Annotated in this window: 13 protein-coding genes and 1 pseudogene; 12 read left to right on the top strand and 2 right to left on the bottom strand. The window is 36.3% G+C overall.

What is annotated here, in order from left to right:
- Positions 1–481 precede the first annotated feature (481 nt).
- The 8 genes and pseudogenes from ASF99_RS16390 (at position 482) to ASF99_RS16350 (ending at position 11,562) form a co-directional block, all read left to right on the top strand.
- Entirely contained in the window at positions 482–712 is a 231-nt protein-coding gene (locus ASF99_RS16390) for a mersacidin family lantibiotic (protein WP_230088609.1), read from the top strand.
- Positions 713–742: 30 nt separating this feature from the next.
- Entirely contained in the window at positions 743–937 is a 195-nt protein-coding gene (locus tag ASF99_RS16385) for a lichenicidin A2 family type 2 lantibiotic (RefSeq protein WP_055970079.1), read from the top strand.
- A gap of 70 nt (positions 938–1,007) precedes the next feature.
- On the top strand, positions 1,008–4,028 hold the full coding sequence (gene lanM, locus ASF99_RS16380) for a type 2 lanthipeptide synthetase LanM (protein WP_055970076.1): 3,021 nt from the start codon (positions 1,008–1,010) through the stop codon (positions 4,026–4,028).
- Between the two features lie 14 nt (positions 4,029–4,042).
- Entirely contained in the window at positions 4,043–4,762 is a 720-nt protein-coding gene (locus tag ASF99_RS16375) for a flavodoxin family protein (RefSeq protein WP_055970072.1), read from the top strand.
- Positions 4,755–5,789 (top strand): M50 family metallopeptidase, encoded by a 1,035-nt coding sequence (locus ASF99_RS16370; RefSeq protein WP_055970069.1) that lies wholly within the window; start codon positions 4,755–4,757, stop codon positions 5,787–5,789. The genes ASF99_RS16375 and ASF99_RS16370 overlap by 8 nt, the downstream gene beginning before the upstream one ends.
- 18 nt (positions 5,790–5,807) lie before the next feature.
- Positions 5,808–7,976 (top strand): peptidase domain-containing ABC transporter, encoded by a 2,169-nt coding sequence (locus ASF99_RS16365; RefSeq protein WP_055970066.1) that lies wholly within the window; start codon positions 5,808–5,810, stop codon positions 7,974–7,976.
- Positions 7,936–9,282, top strand: coding sequence for a S8 family peptidase (locus ASF99_RS16360; RefSeq protein WP_055970063.1), 1,347 nt, complete (start codon positions 7,936–7,938; stop codon positions 9,280–9,282). Before ASF99_RS16365 ends, ASF99_RS16360 begins: the two co-directional genes overlap by 41 nt.
- A 1,552-nt stretch (positions 9,283–10,834) precedes the next feature.
- Positions 10,835–11,562, top strand: a pseudogene (locus tag ASF99_RS16350) (GntR family transcriptional regulator).
- A 244-nt stretch (positions 11,563–11,806) separates the two neighbouring features.
- Here the strand turns inward: ASF99_RS16350 and ASF99_RS16345 are convergent.
- Positions 11,807–12,406 carry a DUF624 domain-containing protein gene (locus tag ASF99_RS16345; protein WP_055970057.1) on the bottom strand — a complete coding sequence of 200 codons (600 nt, stop codon included), beginning with the start codon at positions 12,404–12,406 and terminating at the stop codon, positions 11,807–11,809.
- A gap of 29 nt (positions 12,407–12,435) precedes the next feature.
- Positions 12,436–13,560 (bottom strand): GntR family transcriptional regulator, encoded by a 1,125-nt coding sequence (locus ASF99_RS16340; protein ID WP_055970054.1) that lies wholly within the window; start codon positions 13,558–13,560, stop codon positions 12,436–12,438.
- A gap of 367 nt (positions 13,561–13,927) precedes the next feature.
- Here ASF99_RS16340 and ASF99_RS16335 point away from each other — a divergent pair, with 367 nt between their 5' ends.
- The 4 genes from ASF99_RS16335 to ASF99_RS16320 all read left to right on the top strand — a co-directional run bounded on the left by ASF99_RS16335 (position 13,928) and on the right by ASF99_RS16320 (position 18,624).
- On the top strand, positions 13,928–15,277 hold the full coding sequence (locus ASF99_RS16335; protein WP_055970051.1) for an ABC transporter substrate-binding protein: 1,350 nt from the start codon (positions 13,928–13,930) through the stop codon (positions 15,275–15,277).
- Positions 15,278–15,344: 67 nt separating this feature from the next.
- Positions 15,345–16,241 (top strand): carbohydrate ABC transporter permease, encoded by an 897-nt coding sequence (locus ASF99_RS16330; protein WP_053451839.1) that lies wholly within the window; start codon positions 15,345–15,347, stop codon positions 16,239–16,241.
- Between the two features lie 72 nt (positions 16,242–16,313).
- Positions 16,314–17,156, top strand: a complete 843-nt coding sequence (locus ASF99_RS16325; protein WP_082487314.1) for a carbohydrate ABC transporter permease — start codon at positions 16,314–16,316, stop codon at positions 17,154–17,156.
- 70 nt (positions 17,157–17,226) lie between these two features.
- Positions 17,227–18,624, top strand: a complete 1,398-nt coding sequence (locus ASF99_RS16320; protein ID WP_055970046.1) for an arabinan endo-1,5-alpha-L-arabinosidase — start codon at positions 17,227–17,229, stop codon at positions 18,622–18,624.
- The last annotated feature ends 49 nt before the right edge of the window (positions 18,625–18,673 follow it).

Genomic DNA, 18,673 nt, shown 5'->3' with positions numbered 1-18,673 from the left:
TGGAAAACTGCATACGAGGTCTTTTCCGAAGAAGTGTTGCGCTTAATTTGACAAACCGTCATAAGATAAAAATTAAAAGCATAGAAAACTAGAAGCTAACTTATTGGTTGCTAAATAACTAATCAAATGTCTAATGATTTCATTTTTACGGAATCATTAGACATTTTTGTAAACGCTTAATAAAAAACGGAATTAAAAAAATCTAGTTCTTTTGAACTTATTTTAAAAAAACTAACTAAATTAGGTATTTTATTAAATGTTTAAAAATGCTTACAGTCGCAATGAAAGTGAGAATCGCTAAAATTTCAAACAAAATAAGTTGAATTAAGGATTAGTATAGGACGTATTTACCAATTCCATTTAAATGGGTATTATTCCATTTTTGGTTTGTTAACATGGACATATTCAATTCGTTGTGAAACATTAGACGTAATTTTTCGCATATGAAATGAAAATATATTTTAAAAGGTGGATGTAAAAAATGACTGAAAAAGAAATCATGCTTATGAATGCAACATGTGGTGAAGGAATGAAATCGTTGGATACTGAAAAGATGTCTGAGATCTATGGTGCTTCAGATGTAGATCCGCGTTGGACTCCAGTAATTTCTCTTGTAGCTCGTTCAATTGTAAAAAGCACAAAAGCTTGTATTGGTGCAGGAGCATCTGCCATCAGTGGAATTGTAAGTCACAATAAAGATTGCTTAGGATAAAACTAAAACTAATAATACTTGGAGGTTCTGATGGAAAACCTTAAAAGTCTTGATGCTGTAGGAACAAGCCTTAAAGAATTGTCTGAAGAAGAGATGAATGAAATTTTTGGTGGATCTACTGATGTAGATGTTAGGTCATCACTGGTTTGTTCTGCTTTACTTTCTTTTGTCGGCAGTTACTTAGCTTCTGCAGGATTGAAGTGCGGAAAAGATAATAAAAAATAAGAATAGCGTGGGCGACTTCGGTCGCTCACTTCTGAGTTTTTAATTTTGAGATTAGAATGGAGGCACTAAAATGAAAAATCTTTTTAAAGCTTTAACTATCAAAGAAAGGTATGAAATCTTACAAAGAACGAATATCTCGAATGTTCATCCATCATTGTTAAAGTGGAGACAAGAGATGTCTATCATTTCTGAGAATACATTCAACGAAATGCTGAAAACAAAGAGTTTAAACAAAAATATTTTTTCTCATGCGATTTGTTATCAACCAGAATTTGAATTGCAAGAAAAATATCAAAAAGTTGCTGCTGAGTCAGACTGGTATAAATTTTACGATCGTGGGATAAAGAATATTTTAGATTCAAATGAAACATATGATAATTTTTCGAATGTAATCCGTCCATTTATAGAAAATATTAAAATTGATTTAAAACAACTATTTTTTAGAGATTCCTCAAAAAATATTTTTTCTACACCTGTTTTCGAACAGGTAATTCTATACATAACAAATGAGTTATCGGAAATTGTTCATAAAACACTTGTATTAGAGTTGAACCTTGAAAAAGAGCAAGGCTTATTAATTGGAGAATCACCTGAAGAGCGTTATATGCATTTTGTTAAATCTTTCGATCAAATAAAAAAATTGAATGCATTTTTCGATAAGTACATGGTTATTACAAGATTATTATCTTCGCGCTCACTATTCTTTATTGACCATGTTAATGAATTAGTGAACCGTATTGTCGAAGATCAAAAAGAATTAATGTGCGAATTTCGAACAGGAGATTTAAAAATTATTGGGATGAAGTTTGGTGAAGGGGACACACACCAAGAGGGAAGAACTGTAACAGTATTAGAATTATTAGATTCAACAAAAATTGTTTATAAGCCTAAAGATTTGAAAGTGAATAAAGTATTTAATGATTTCATAAATTATATGAATGGATTAAATTACCCTAACTTTAAAAGTCTAAAGACATTGCCTACGTTAAATAAAAATACATACTCGTATGAGTTATTTATAGAGCAAAAATATTGCGAATCTATAGAAGAAATTGAAGATTTCTATCATCGTTTTGGACAGCTTATGGCAATTTTCCAGATTTTAAATGGAACAGATATTCACATGGAGAATCTTATTTCGCATGGTTCGCATCCAGTCATTATTGATCTAGAAACATTAATTCAAAGACAAAATCCTTTATTCGGTCAAGAAGAAGAACTGACACTTAAAGAAATTAGAGATCGCAATTTTAAAAATGTAACGAGAACACTGTTCTTACCAACGAATGGACTAAAAACTGAAAAACTAGATTTAAGTGCATTAAATGGAAGAGAAAGCAAGTTAGATTATAAGGTCTTACAGCCAGTAAATCAGGGAACTGACGAAATGCGATATGAATATAAAGAGTTTATTTTAAAAGGATCAAAAAATTTACCGACTCTTGAAAATGACATAGTAGAAATAGACTATAAACATTATAAAAATCAAATACTAACTGGTTTTCAAGCAGTGTATGAAATGATTATAAAAAATAAAGCTGAACTCTTAAACTCTAAAGTATTAGAGAAGTTCAAAAATTTAAAAGTAAGAGTTCTTTTTAGAGACACAAACCAGTATGCCACTATTCTGATGCACATGCAGCATCCTCAAATGCTGATGGATATGTTGGATAGAGAAAAAGCACTCGAAAACATGTGGGTATTTCCATATGCCGATAAATCAATTATTGATTCAGAAACTCGCGATATGATTTTTAACGATATTCCAGTATTTTTTAATGTTACTAATTCTCTTCATATTGAAGGGAATAAAAGCATGATGATTGAGAACTATTATGACTATACGCCCTATGAATATCTTTTAACTACTTTCAATGAAGTGTCTGAAAGCGAATTGCAGCATCAACTTTCAGTCATACAATTACACTTCGGTGATTTCTCAAGTGTTAGAAAAAAAGAATTATCTGCGCTAGAGACAATTTCTGAACCGTTTTCGAAATTATCATTTGAGTGGAATGAACAGATCGTATTGAATGAAATTTATGAAATTGCAGACAGCATAATTGAAAAAGCAATTGATTTGGACCATGTAAGCTGGATTATTCCGAGTAATCAATCAGATGATGATGTTTGGTCGCTGGCTCCGAGTTCGGATGATTTTTATAATGGCTCCTCTGGAATTTTACTGTTTTATTATCACTTATATAATCAAACAGGTATCAAAAAGTACAAAGAGTTTTACCAAAAACTATTGGCGCAATGTAACCCAGAATTAGTATTTGATTATAAGCTTGGACTTTCGGGTTATCCAGCCTATCTGCACGCATTTTCGTATATGAATGATTTCAAAGATGACAATGCTAAGATTTTAAAATTAATTATTCAATACTGTTCTAAAATAGAAGAAATTTTGAATGATAAGAGCAATTCAATTGTTGAATTAGATTATCTTAACGGAATTACTAGCCTAATTGGAAGTTTGATACGTCTTTATGAACATACAAAAATGTCAAGAGTATTAGAGTTAGCGATAAAGTGTGGTGATTTCTTAGTGAATAAAAACGTCCCGATCAAAGATCCGAGTTTTGGTCATGGCGAGTTTGGAAAAATTGTAATTATTAAGAGATTATTTAATTTGACTCAAATCAAAAAATACAATGACTTTGCTAACTCGCTTCTTTCTAATATTGATATTCCGGAAAGTCTACAATCTAGCAAAAGTCTTCATTGGTGCACAGGTTGTTTAGGGATCGATATGACAAAAAATGAAGTGTTTGACCAAGAAATGCAGGGGCATAAAATATTTGTAAACAACTACAATCGGTTAGAAAATAAAACATTAATGAATAATGATTCAATTTGTCATGGGAATATGAGTCTCGTAGAATATTTCTTGACGTCATCAGATACGTTTGAAAAAGGTAGAAGTATTGGCATGGCGGTTATAAAGCTTAAAAATAATAATAGCGAGTATAAGTTAATGCATAATAGCAATTTTGAAGACATTAGTTTATTTACTGGAACTTCTGGCATAGGGTACCAACTTTTAAGACTGATTAACCCAGATGAAGTACCAAGCATTTTGAGTTGAAGGAGGACAAAATCATGTTAAAAAAAATATTTGTCTATGTTGGTTCACGAAATAAAGATTCACGAATATTTGATTTGACAAACCAAATTATTTCTCGATTTAAAAATCTTTGTTCTAAAGAAATTGAGCTTCAGATTGATATATATTCGCCGTTAAACACTCAATTAAATCCTTCTACAGGGTGTAGGCAGTGTTTTAATCTTGGCAAGTGTCCAAGTGAATTAAAAGATAAACCTGACGATGGAGAAATGATAAAAAGAAAAATGAAAGAAGCTGATTATATAGTTTTGGCGAGTCCTGTATATTCACACAATGTTTCTTCGGATATGAAAGTTTTAATCGATCGCTTATCATATTGGGCGCATCTATATACGCTCGTAAAAAAAGCTGGGATTGTAATTTCAACAGCTGAAAGTAATGGAGCAACATTCGTTACAGATTATCTAGAGAAAACGTTAAGTTTTATGGGGGCGTCAGTTATTCACAAAACAAATTTTATTAAAACAGAAAGTTTTTTAGCTGATACTTATGTAGAAGAGACTGTCGATTCAATGTTGCATGTTCTTGATTCTAGTTATAAATTTACTCCGACTGATTATCAAGAAACTACATTCAATACATTGAAAATTATTTTAAGTCAATATGAACAACAACATTTTGAACATAAATATTGGGTTGAAAATCATTTATTTGATTGCGACACGCTTGAGGAGTACTTTGAATCGTATGCTTAAATCTAAGTATCTACTCTTACATCCGATAACACTAAGTTTAATAATGGTCATTGTGTGTACATTCTTTTACAAGTATCAAAACGATTCTTTGTATCTTTTGATACTTCAATTATTACTCCTTATGATGGTTGTTATCGCTATTCATGAAATAGGTCACTTAGTAGCGGGATTGATACAACATGCTCAATTGCATTTCTTAACATGGTGGTTCTTGATAGCAATTCAAGTGAATGGAAAAATAAAAATTATGATAAACGAAAATGTATTTTTAGCGCTAGGGACAACAAAAATGTACTTTAAATCTAGAAAAGATATAAAAAATCTTAAAAGAAAGCTGTTATTAAACTATATTGGAGGTCCTTTAATTAACTTAGTTGTTGCAGTGATTATGTTAAGTTATCGAGCAATTGAGCCTAATACTCAACTTACCTCTAGTGACTCTTATTCTTATTTTTTAATCCTGAATTTAATAATAGGGATAATCACACTTATACCGGTAGAAGGTACTGATGGAGGAGAAATTGTTTCTCTAATGAAGAAAAGTAATGCTGAAGTAGTAGATGACTATACTGTACAGTACCTCTATTATAAGGCGATAGAAGATATTCAAGAAGATGAGTTTCTTTGGTTAGAAAAAAAAGTAACTGCAGCATCTAATGATGATGAGGTATTCTCAATTGCAATTTTAAAGGCTCATTATCACATAAATAAAAAAAATTATAATGAGGCAAGTACTTCATTAATATTTGCTCAAAAAATTGTTTCTTCGGAAATACAACAAAAAATACTAGGTTTTTATAATTCATTAATAAAAAGCCTGATTCAAAAAGAAATGAGCGAAGAATACATTGAACAGTTAAAAGAAATAAACTTTTGGTATGGAAAATGCATGTATAGTATTTCACTAAACATACTCAAACAAAATAGTAGTGACTATAAAAAAATTTGCATTTCAAAAAATGAAATTTACAAAGAAATGGTTGATCCTCATCAACAAATGATCCTATTAAAAGCGCTTAATTTATAATCAAAAAGGAGTATCGGCATGAAAAAAGTTAAATTTATTCAACAAATGGAATTTAGTGAATGTGGTTTAGCTTGTGTCGCCATGATACTCAATTATCATGATTATCAAATAACACTAAATGAAATACGCGATGAGTTTCCTAGTCCACGTGGTGGTTATTCGTTTCTGAACTTAACACAAATTGCAGATAATAAAAAAATGATGAGTCGAGCTGTTCAAATAGATGAAAGTGGTGTTGAAAATTTGATTTTACCCGCCATACTTCACTGGGAAGGAAACCATTTCGTAATTTTAGAAAAAATACGTAATGATATTTTCCATATTGTAGATCCTGCAAAAGGACGTATGAGGTTAAAAAAAATAGACTTCATAACTAAAATGAGTGGATTTGCCATCATGTTTTCGCCCTCGTCAACGTTCCAAAAAAGGTCAATTGAAGAATCGAATATATTATTTCATTATTTCAGCAAACACAAAAAGACAGTATTCCATTTGTTAGCACTGACAATCCTTCTTCAAATAGTATTATTAACTATCCCTTTAATCACTAAATGGACTACTGATCATTTACTAATCAACAAAGAAGAGCCCCTAATGAATGTTGTCGGTATTACGATACTAGGAATATTCATTACTTATTTATTCTTCACAGGGGTAAGGTCGTTTATTTTAGCAAAGGCTGAGACAAGTATTGATAAATCAATTATGACTGATTTCATGAATACATTGGTTAGATTACCTCATTCCTTTTTTGATAATCGATCCAATGGAGATATCTTATTTCGAGCAAACTCTAATTTTTACATAAGAGACATTCTTTCGACTACGTTTATCTCTATAATCATTGATGCCATGTTGATCATCACTTACTTTTTCATTTTAATGACTTTCTCAAAGATACTGGCAGTTATTTTACTGTTACTGTCTATCATCCTGATGACAAGCCTATTTTTCAATTCAAAAATCGTGAGAAAACTAGTAGACACTAGTATACGAGATAAAGTTAAGGTTCAATCACAGGTTACTGAAATCGTTCACAATGCTATGGATATTAAAGTGTTAGGGATTGAAGAAGAACTCTTGGGTAAGTGGAGTATAAATTACGATACACAATTAAAGAGTAGTCAAAGATTAAACATTTGGGAAGGTATTGTGTATACTATCACATCTGGAATTCAAGTAATGATTCCGTTATTGATTTTATGGATGGGAACAATGCTTTATTTAAGAGGAGATATAACAGTTGGGACAGTCATTGCCTCTAGTTCAATCGCAGTATCGTTCATCTCACCAATCATTTCAATGAGTAACCACTATACACAGATAGTCTCTTTAAGAGCATATTTTACACGGTTAGTAGATGTAATAAAAACTAAGGAGGAACAAGAAACAAATCCAGGTTTAGTATACGAAGAGTTAAAAATGGGAAAGATTGAATTCAAAAATGTTTCGTTTTCTCATAATCAATTTGTAGAAAATACTATAAAAGATATCTCTTTCACAATAAAGCCAGGAGAAACAGTCGCAATTGTAGGTCCTTCTGGATCTGGGAAAAGTACAATTGCTAAACTACTATTAGGTTTACATCGAGTGACTAAAGGTGAAATTTTGATTGATGATATCGCTATTGAAAAGTATCATCTTCCTACTTTAAGAAAGCAGATTGGATCAGTGCTACAAGAGGCAGAACTTTTTAATGGAACTTTCAAAGAAAATATTGGAATGGGTGCTGAAGTAGAGGAGAGGGAAATTGAAGAAGCGGCCCAAATGGCAATGATCTATGATGACATCATAAAAACTCCATTAAAGTTTGAGACGATCATTTCCGAAGGTGGTGGTAATCTTTCAGGAGGACAAAGACAAAGATTGATTATCGCTCGAGCACTCTTAAAAAAGCCTAAGCTAATTGTTTTTGACGAGGCGACTAGCAGTCTTGATAATATCACCGAGCACTTAATAAAGGAAAACATTGAAAATTTAAAAGTAGGTAAACTAATCATTGCTCATCGATTAAATACAGTTCAAAGTGCTGATAAAATCGTTGTATTACATGAGGGAAGAATAGTTGAGAGTGGAACACACTCTGAATTGATTAACAATAGACAGCGATACTATAGACTATATTTAAAAATGGGGGAATCTGAACATGATGAAAAGAGTAACCATCCTGTCAGTCTTAGTAGGTAGTTTATATGGAATACCTTCTAACGTGTCTGCGGATGCTCTTAGTAATAATAACGAAAAAGTAATTATCTTCAAAGAAAGTGTTTCAAAAGAATCAATGCAGCAAGTCATAAAAGACAAAACATTAAAAGTTACTTATCAAATTCCTGAATTAAAATTAATAGTTGTTCAAGATTCGCACTCAAAATTAAAGGAAAACAAATATATTGAAAGTGTTTTTTCTTCTTCTTCATTAAAACCAATTGCCAGAGAAGAAAATCCATCATTAAACGAAGAAACATTTTCACTCTGGGAAGCTCAATGGGATATGAAGCAAATTACAGGAGATAAATTGAGCTACTCATTGCATCAGGCAAATAAGGGAACAGTAGTCGCTATAATTGATTCAGGTATAAATGACGAGCACCAGGATTTAAAAGATAGTGTGGTCAAAGGATCAAAGAATTTGGTTCCTGTCGGTGGATATAATGGAACCGAAAGTACCGAATTAGGAAATAAAAATGATTATAAAGATCGCATGGGACATGGGACAGGTGTCGCTGGTCAAATTTCGGCTAATGGAAAGTTACACGGAGTCGCTCCTGGAATTGGTATTCGTAGTTATCGCGTGTTTGGGGAAAAGTCTGCTAAGACAGAATGGATATTAAAAGCAATTATTGAGGCTGCAAACGATGATGCTGATGTAATTAATTTAAGCCTTGGAGAATATATGTTAGTTTCTGGTCAATACAAAGATGGAACAAATGATCTGAAAGAGTATAAAGCCTATAAAAAAGCTGTAGATTATGCATATAAAAAAGGGAGTATCGTGGTGGCTGCTGCAGGCAATGCTGGAGTGAACGTTAGAAATCAGAATGATATGAAAGAATTATTTACTTTGCTTGGAAATGATTTAGATGAATCATCAAAAAACAAAAAAGTAAAAATTTATGATATGCCTGCTCAATTATCGAAAGTAGTTTCTGTAGGATCTATTGGTCCGTTAAATACTCAATCTATATTTAGTAACTATGGTAGAAATTTTATTGACTATTACGCAGCAGGAGGGGACTTCAGTTACTTAAATCAATATGGACAAGAGAAATGGATGGAGGAAGGATGGTTTGAGAAAGAATTGATACTGACGACTGGTATGGATGGAGGCTACTACCAAGATGCTGGTGTATCTTATGCAGCTCCAAAAGTTTCTGGAGCAATAGCTTTGTTAATAAGTAAAGAAAAATTGAAAAACAAACCAAATAAAGCTTTAAATCAATTTAAGAAGCTGAATCAAAACAAGTATATTTATTTACCTAACGTATTAAAATAAAAACTTCATCGCACTATACCGTTAAAAAACGATATAGGAGTAGACTAACCTAAATTTTGATACAATATAAAACACCTTCGGAGTGGTACATTTTTAAAATGTACTGACATCGAAGGTGTTTTTGCATAAGAAAATATATCTATTTTCAATAGATACACTTATGTAGTTGGATAGTGATTCGAGAAAATGAGTAATCCAGTTCTGTTGAATGAACTATTCCAGAGCTCATTCCTTTTGAGCAGAATTCGTGAAAAAGTTTATTGGCGCTTTCATAATTCCTCAATTGTCATTAAGAATATAGAACTGCAGAGCATGTTGGAGTACCGAAGGATTCATGTATTTGCTCATGACAGCTTAGCCGCTTGCCACAATCCGTTATTATTGGTGGAAATATTCCTGGAGGGAGAACTTATCATTGATTATTCTGTGAGATCAAAGGAAGAATTATTGAATATGCTAGCAACGAAGAGTTAGGTCGATTAATAACGTGTCTACCGGTTGCGAAGGGAGATTTCATTTTCGTCCCGAGTGGAACGATCCATGCTATCGAAAAGGGCTTCTTGATTCTCGAGACGCAACAATCCTTTGACATGACCTATTGACTGTAAGACTTCGATCGAACGGATGAAGACGGACGAGCTCGTGAACTACATCTGGATAAAGCGGTGACCGTTACGTCCATCTCCGCAAGAAGATGTCATGCTTGAAGTGAAAGCGAAACAGATGAAGACTGCACAGATAAAGAGAATAGTACAGGTTCCCGAATTTAACATCTATCATGTCCAAGCGACGACCGAATTGAAGTTGAAAGCGATTGAACGCTCAAAGTCAATACTGGAGATCAACTTATGCTGACGACAGGTACTTCCTATTCGAATCAAAGGTGAATTGGAATGGATCATGAGAGACGTCCCACTTCCTTCATCCATCTGATTGACGCTGCATCTCGAATGGTTGGTCGAGGTATCACATAGAAAAAAGGACGTGCTTCAAAAATGATTAGAACGTATACATTTTGATAGTGATGTGTATACGTTCTAATCATTTTTCTATGTATCCTCTCGCGTGAAACAAATCTTGCTCGAGAACAAGGAGTCGAGCAAGACGCATCTCCTCGTCGATTCTTTGAACCGGTTCATGGAGGTAAATCTTCCGATTAAATTTATTTGGAAGGACGTAGCGATCAATTCATGTAAGACACTCAATGCATGTGAGGATGTCGTCTCCATGACGTCGAGCCAAATCATTACAATCGAAGAAAACCTGAGCTACTCATTGATTGGTATGAAAGATAATGCTGGGAGACCGATACGGAATCTTGAGACGTTTTCTGAAGAAGTCCGTGATTCTCTTTCCTCTCAAGTAAGGCCTCGCAGGATCTGGATAAGCACGAATCTCAAAGCCGGACGGTCAAGAAGAGTGGACAATGGTTTAAGCGAGTGATCGAAGAGAATGGATTCTTGAGATGATGAAGGATGAACAGGGTATATTTAGCCCTGGTCATCCTTTTTTTGTTATATTATACGAATATGTCTATACATGGGGTGTAATCATGTCTACTAAAAAGAAACCAAAGTATGAGAAAATCGTAGATGAACTACGTAAACGGATCCTTAACGGAGGTTATGATGTCGAGGAAGCGATGCCGGAGAGATCCAACTTGCGGAGGAGTTCGCGGTCAGTCGGATGACGATGAAGCGGGCACTCGAAATCCTTGTGTCGGAAGGCATCATCTATCGTCAACGAGGACAAGGGAGCTTCATCCTGCCTTCGAGCTTCTCACAGAGAAGAATCAACGTGTTGAACAAAGAATCCCAAGGGCTGACGAAGCTTCTCGGCGAGCGGACCGTCAGGAGTGAGGTCCTCCAGTTCGAGGTGCGCTTCCCGTATACGGAGGTCGCCCGTCACTTGATGATCGAGAAGAGCGATCCTGTCTATGAGATCCGGCGCGTCCGTTATGTCGATGACGAACCTTACGTGATCGAGCATACGTTTATGCCCTCCTCGTGGATCACTGGAGTGACGAAGGAGGTCCTTGATAGTTCCATCTATCAATACATCCAGGAAGATCTCGGTTACACGATCACGAGCTCACATAAGATGATTCGTGCGGATAAGCCGAACCAGTGGGTTCGTGATTATCTTGGGAACGAGGAGACCGATCCAATCATCGAGGTCGAGCAAGTCGTCTTTCTCGGGAACGGGAAGCCGTTAGAGTATTCGTTTTCGCGACACCGTTATGATAAGTTCGTCTTTACTTCCGTCCATATCGGTCGATGAATGAAGATGGGTCAAGTTTATGAATATCTTCTCTTTCTGATTAAACTTGAGGGACGCTATAAGAAGGTTCAATGATGGCTAAATAAGAAATGCGTATACATTTCGATGTCGAAATGTATACGCATTTCTTTATCTGTAAAGAATCATAAACAAGCTTAATTACAAAAAATTATATAGGGAAAAGAGATAAATCTTTAGAAAAAATCAAACTGATTTATGCTTGGAAGGTATTATCCAATAATGACTAAGATTTAAGCATTGTGCGATCCAGCTGATGTAAATACAGCTTGGTAATAAGGAAAATAACGAACGAGAAGCCGAACAGTAAATAAAGTGGCGATTGATATGCTAATACAATCAATGTCGTTAGTAAAAGAAAAGAAATCAATAAAACATATCCATAACGTACTAAACTATAAAGAGCTAACTTGAAGGCATCTTTTTTTTTCAACTCATAATGCGAGAGGATTGGAAATAAGAAAACGGAAACAGCTAAAAATGACAAGCTGACGATTGACAGACCCGTAAATAAGAAAGTCTGTCCGGTTTCGATGTGGCGAATGATTAAAAAATCAAAAAGTAAAAACAGTAAGATGAAGGTCCATAACATACCAAATTTTAAATGGTATTGAAGCGCTTCTTTGAAAAAGTGAATGTACGATCGAAAAACACTATAATCTTGATGAACGGACCATTGTCGTGTGACAGCAGTTAGTGCATACAGAGCTGGGAAAATCGTGATGACTGGTAAAAGGGTGATAAAGAAAATAAAGTTCAGCTGTACGAGTCCCGTGGTAAATTCAAGTAATTGGAATAGTTTGTTTTGTTCATGTCTTAAGTTCATAAGTACCTCCCCGAAGTTCTACACAAAAATTAACCAGACTTAGATTCGAGACGATTAAAGGGTGCTGTTGAGTTACGAATAATTAATTCCGGTTCATAAATGTGAGATGGAGGGGCTTCTTTTTTCTCTACTGCTGCGATGATCCGTTCTGCTGCAGCACGTCCAAGTTCTTGTTTCGGATGGATGATCGAAGTCAACTTCACTTCTGTGGCCACTGCAAGGACGGAATCATCATAACCTACAAGAGAGATATCTTGCGGGACAGATAGACGTAGCTTCCTTAACTGATCCAAGACACTTAAGGCTAGTTGATCATTGTAGCAAACCGCAGCACTTGGACGATGATCCTCACTCTCGAAGAGGCGTCCAATCGAATCATAGAAACTTGGAACTAACTCTTCCGTGGTATAAGTGATGATCAATTCTGACTCTAAAGGAATATTGTACTCACGAAACGCACGGAGGAATCCGCGCATTCGATAAACTCCCTGTAAATCATCCGTTTTAAATAAGCCCATGATACGTTCATGACCAAGATTGATTAAATGTTCTGCTGCTAAAAATCCACCTCTTTCGTCATCCATCATGAGATGAGGAGGCATCAATTGGGAGTAATACTGGTTAATCATCAAGTAGGGGATGTTTTGTTGCTCAAGTTCTAGATAATATTTGATGTTCGGATTATGGTTACTACTTTTGGTTGGTTCAACAATTAATCCATCAACTTGACGATCTAACATCATTTCGAGGCATTGACGCTCTTTTTCTACATCATTGTCTGTACACGAAAGTGTCAGAGTATATCCTTTCGAAGCTAAATGAGATTCGATTCCTCGAATGATGGATGGAAAGATGTAATCAGACATATAGGTTGTAATCACACCAATATTCTTGCCGTTATTAGAGCGCTCGATTATCTCAGCTTCTGGTTTAGGAAGTACGTGGGAGCAGTAAGTTCCTGAACCTTGTTCGCGGTACAAATAGCCTTCATTCACAAGCTCTCCAACTGCTTGGCGAATCGTGTGCCGACTAACTTGGAAAGATTGTACAAGTTCACTTTCAGGAGGAATTTTTTCACCAGGACGTACTGTGCCATCCTTAATCCAATCAAGTATATGATTCTTCACGATGCTATATTTTGTCCGTTGTGCCATAAGGCGTCCCTGCTTTCTCTCTTGTATCAGCAAACTTATCCGTACAAGATATGATAGTACTTACATATTAGCAAAGATTTGTCCGGTTTGCTATGGATTTAAGAGAAAATCAATCGATAAATCATTTAAATGTACGTACAAAAAAGAAATAAATGACAAAAAATCAAATTGACATGTCCGAATGTGTGTAATAGACTCAAATTGTGCAGAAAACGCTTTCATTGTTCATTTGACTTGTTTTAATTGTCTTTTATTATAGCGTTGTGTGGGCTTCGCTATAAAAAATATCGTATTTGCTTAAAAAAATATGTACGTACATCTTAATTCCGCTTTGACACTGAAAATTAATGCACTGGAGGAATTCACAATGAACTTTAAAACAAAGAAGATGTTTACGCTAACTATGACTGCCTTGATGACAACATCAATAGCATTAGCTGGTTGTTCAGGAGATGGTAAAAGTGCGGATGGAAAAGTCGAACTCACATTCATGTTTCGTGGAAATCCTGAAGAACTAAAAGCGTACAAAGCAACAGTAAAACGATTTGAAGAAGCCAATAAAGACGTTAAAGTGACAATGGTACAAACAGCTCCGGACCAATATGATACAAAATTAAAATCTGCTATCGCAGGACGTAAAGTACCCGATGTCTTTTTCTACAATCCGGCTCAAGTCAAAGCTTACGTGAACTCGGGTGTACTACTAGATATCACAAAGAACGTCGAAGGATCGAAGGACATCCAGTTAGAGGATATCTGGAAAAAAGGTGTTGATAAATACCGGTATGATGGAAAGGTACTTGGCAAAGGCGCTATTTACGGTCTTCCAAAAGATTTAGGACCATTTGCGCTCGGCTATAATAAAACGATGTTCGAAAAAGCAAAGGTATCACTTCCGGATAAAGACAAACCATACACGTGGGATGAGTTTATTCAGGTAGCTAAGAAGTTAACGAAGGATACGAACGGTGATGGGAAAATGGATCAGTATGGCACTGGATTTAACGTGAACTGGGCATTGCAACCATTCGTCTGGAGTAATGGGGCAGACTGGATCAATGAAGAGGGAACGAAGGTAACGATTGACGATCCAAAATTCATCGAAGCCCTCCAATTTTTTGTGGACCAGCAGTTAAAACATAAAGTAACTCCATCTATTGGAGAGTCACAGACACTCGATACGTATCAACGGTGGATGAAAGGGCAACTGGCGTTCTTCCCAGTCGGTCCTTGGGATATGGCAGCTTTCAAAGATCAATTAAAGTTCGAATATGACCTTCTTCCATGGCCAGCAGGATCAACAGGGAAAGCAGCTGGTTGGGTTGGATCACTCGGAATCGGTGTAGGGTCAACGACGCAACATAAAAAAGAAGCGACAGAACTAGCCATGTACTTATCTGCCAATCAAGAAGGACAACAGGCTTTGGTAGATGCACAAGTACAATTACCGAACAGCATGAAAATCGCTAAAAATTGGGTAGAAGACACATCCATTAAACCTGCTAATAAACAGGAGTTCCTTGATTTGATCAATGATTACGGACGCGGTATGCCAGCAGAAAAAACATACACTGCTGAATGGTATGACGAGTTCTTCAAAAACATCCAGCCTGTCCTCGATGGAAAAACATCAGTGGAAGACTATGTGAAAAAAGAGCAACCAAAAATGCAAAAGTTGCTAGATGATGCCATCGCTCAAGAGAAACAGGCGAACTAACTAGAGGTGATGAGTCGGGTGGCGTAAGTCGCCACCTGAATCTCTAGTGTAGAAAGGATGGAAGAAAATGAAGACAAAACCGATTTCCAAGTTATATCGTACGGAGCAACGGTATGCTTACCTATTCGTTGCGGCTCCGATAATTGGGTTCTTTCTGTTTGCTTTAATTCCGTTAATGTATTCCTTCTATGGTGCATTCACGAACTGGAACGGACTTGGACAAATGAAGTTTATTGGTCTTGAAAATTTCATTAACGTGTTCCAAGACGAGTATTTCTATAAAGCCATGTACAACACGCTGTTCATGATGATTGGGATTCCCATTGGTATCGTATTAGCGTTATTACTTGCCCTCGCTTTGAATCGAGGGATTTTTGGTACAAATACGTTCCGGGTTATCTATTACATTCCCGTCATTTCTTCCATCGCCGCTGTCTCGATTTTGTGGCAGTGGGCATATAACGGTGATTATGGTTTGGTGAATCAGTTCTTAGACTTAATCGGTATCGACGGTCCGAACTGGCTCCAAAATGCTAATACCGTTAAACCGGCGTTGATCGTCATGGCAATTTGGAAAGGTCTTGGCTATACGATGCTCTTGTATTTGGCAGCCTTGCAGAGCGTACCGCGTTCATATTATGAAGCAGCGAAGTTAGATGGTGCGAATGCTTGGCACTGTTTTTGGTATATTACACTCCCGATGGTTAAACCTGTCACTTTCTTCATCATCGTGACAAATATTATTGGTGGTGCGCAAATCTTTACGGAAATCAACGTCATGACACCGACAGGAGGACCGGAGTATTCATCTGCTTCTGCCGTCTTCTACATTTGGCAAAAATCCTTTGGAAACTTCCAGCTCGGTTATGCTTCAGCAATGGCGCTCGTTCTCGGTCTTTTCATTTTCATCGTTACCTTGTTCCAATTCCGTATGAACGAAAAATCATCATTTGACTTGGATTGAGGCGTTAATACCTTAGAAAGGAGAATGACCATGCAGTTAGCTCTTACCCGTAAAAAAGAAAATGTAGAGACGATGTCCGTGAAGAAAAAAGATCGGATTACTGATATCTTCGTCTTTATCTTTCTGACGATGGGTGCAATCGTCATGATCGCACCCTTATTATGGATGGTGTCAACCTCTCTGAAATCGAAAGATGAAGTGTTTTCACTTCCGCCCGTGTGGATTCCTACCGACATATCGTTCAATAAGTATTTTGAGATTTGGAATATGGGTCCGCTCTTGTCTGGTATATCAAACAGTCTGATTGTCGCCCTATCTGTCACGATCGTTGGAACATTCACCTCGAGTCTCGCGGCATTTGCGTTCGCTAAGTTGAATTTTAGGGGGAAGAATAAAATCTTCCTTCTCTTGTTTGCGTCTGTCATGATTCCGTACCCTGTCCTGATGATTCCACAGTTTATGATGTTCTCAGAAATCGGATGGGTCGATACACTTCTTCCGTTGATCGTACCTGGTTTATTCGGAAATATTTTCATGATTTTCTTCTTACGTCAGTTCTTGAACAGTATTCCGAATTCTATCATCGAAGCTGCAAAAATTGACGGTTGCTCCTATTTTCAAATCTTTTATAAAATCGTCTTCCCGTTGATCAAGCCCGCTGTAGCCGCACAATTAATTCTATGGTTCATGGCTATCTGGAACGATTATCTCGGTCCAATTCTTTATCTCAACTCTCCCGAGAAACAAACCTTACAATTGGTCATCGCCAATTTTAATGCATCCTATGCCATCCAAAGTGATTATCCGTTAATCATGGCTGCGTCTGTTGTCGCATTATTACCGATGTTAATCGTCTTCATGATTTTTCAGAAGCAAATCATCGAATCGATTGCCATTTCTGGTGTTAAAGGGTGAGGGGTAATGAAAAAATGGAACACCCGTCTTTGCTTAAGACGGGTGTTTGTGATTAAAGGAGGAAAACAGTATGAAAAATATGGTGATGGGGATGGTTGTCTTGTTCATTGTAGGTTGCGCTTATTTTTGGTGGTCTACCAATGCATCGCTTCAGGATTTGGATTTACCGAAAGCGCCATTCGATAAGAAGGTAATGGATGTACAACCCGATGTTTTGAATCAAGAAAAGAAGTGGACAACAAACTTTACGCATGATGGGGCAATCATAAAGGAAGGTGATACCTACTATGTGTTCTCGACAGATTATATGGTAGGAGGTGCACCGACACCGGGCATCCAGGTTCGGAAATCAAAAGATCTCATTAATTGGCAATTCACAGGTCGTGTATTTGATGAAGTCTCTCAAGAAGCGTTCAATTGGACAGGAGGAAATACATTTTGGGCGCCCTCGATTACAAAAATCAAGGGTACATTTTACCTCTACTATTCTGTCTCAAAAGTCGGCAGTCGTACCTCGTACATTGGAATGACGAGTGCTTCTAATATTGAGGGACCATGGCACGATCAGGGAGTCGTCATCGCTTCAAAAGAAGGGGATGGAAAAACGGTTAATGCGATTGATCCTCACGTGCTAAAAGACCAAACAGGAAAATGGTGGATGACGTATGGATCCTATTTTGGTGGTATCTTCTTAACGGAAATCAATCCGAATACGGGAAAATTGATGAAGAAGTCGTCAGAAGGAAAGTTACTTGCTAAGCGAAAAGATATGACAATGGGAATAGAAGGTCCAGAAATTCTTTACAACGCAAAAACAGGTTATTACTACTTGATGGTTTCATATGGTTGGTTAGAAGATTCGTATAACGTAAGAATTGGGCGATCAAAATCGATCGATGGACCCTATGTTGATTCTCGTGGGCGTGATTTACGGGATACTTCGGATGAATCATTTGATACTGGTTTAAAAATTGTTGGCTCCTACCGTTTTGAAGGAGACGACGGTTACGTGGGGACCGGTCATTCTGCATTTTTACAGGATGGAGAAGATACTTTTATTATCCATCAAGCTCGACCAAGCGAAGATATCTATTGGTCGCAATTGCAGATCCGAAAAGTGTATTGGACAAAAGATGGGTGGCCAGTGGTTTCGCCTGAACGATACGCGGGTGAAAAGAATATCAGTGTTCAAAAAGACCAGATCGTTGGAGAATGGGAAATCATTATTTTTCCGCGATTTGATGATGGTCAGCAACAATCAAGAAAGCTGAAGTTGCAAAAAGATGGCACTCTTCTTGATGAGGAAGGTTCGTGGCAATTAAAGAAGAACATCCTTAGTCTACGCATTGGGCAAGAAAGCTATGAATTACGGGTCGGTGCAGCGTGGGATTGGGAAAATTGGAAATCCACGATCATCATGACAGGTCTTAGTGAGGATGGAACAGCAATTTGGACAAAAAAACGTTAAATCAATTATTTGTACGGACAAATAACTGTATTGAAGAAGATTAAAGGTT

Source organism: Exiguobacterium sp. Leaf187 (genome assembly GCF_001423925.1).
GTDB classification, from domain to species: domain Bacteria; phylum Bacillota; class Bacilli; order Exiguobacteriales; family Exiguobacteriaceae; genus Exiguobacterium_A; species Exiguobacterium_A indicum.
The sequence above is the reverse complement of the archived record's forward strand: the minus strand, read 5'-3'. Positions and strand labels throughout refer to the sequence as shown.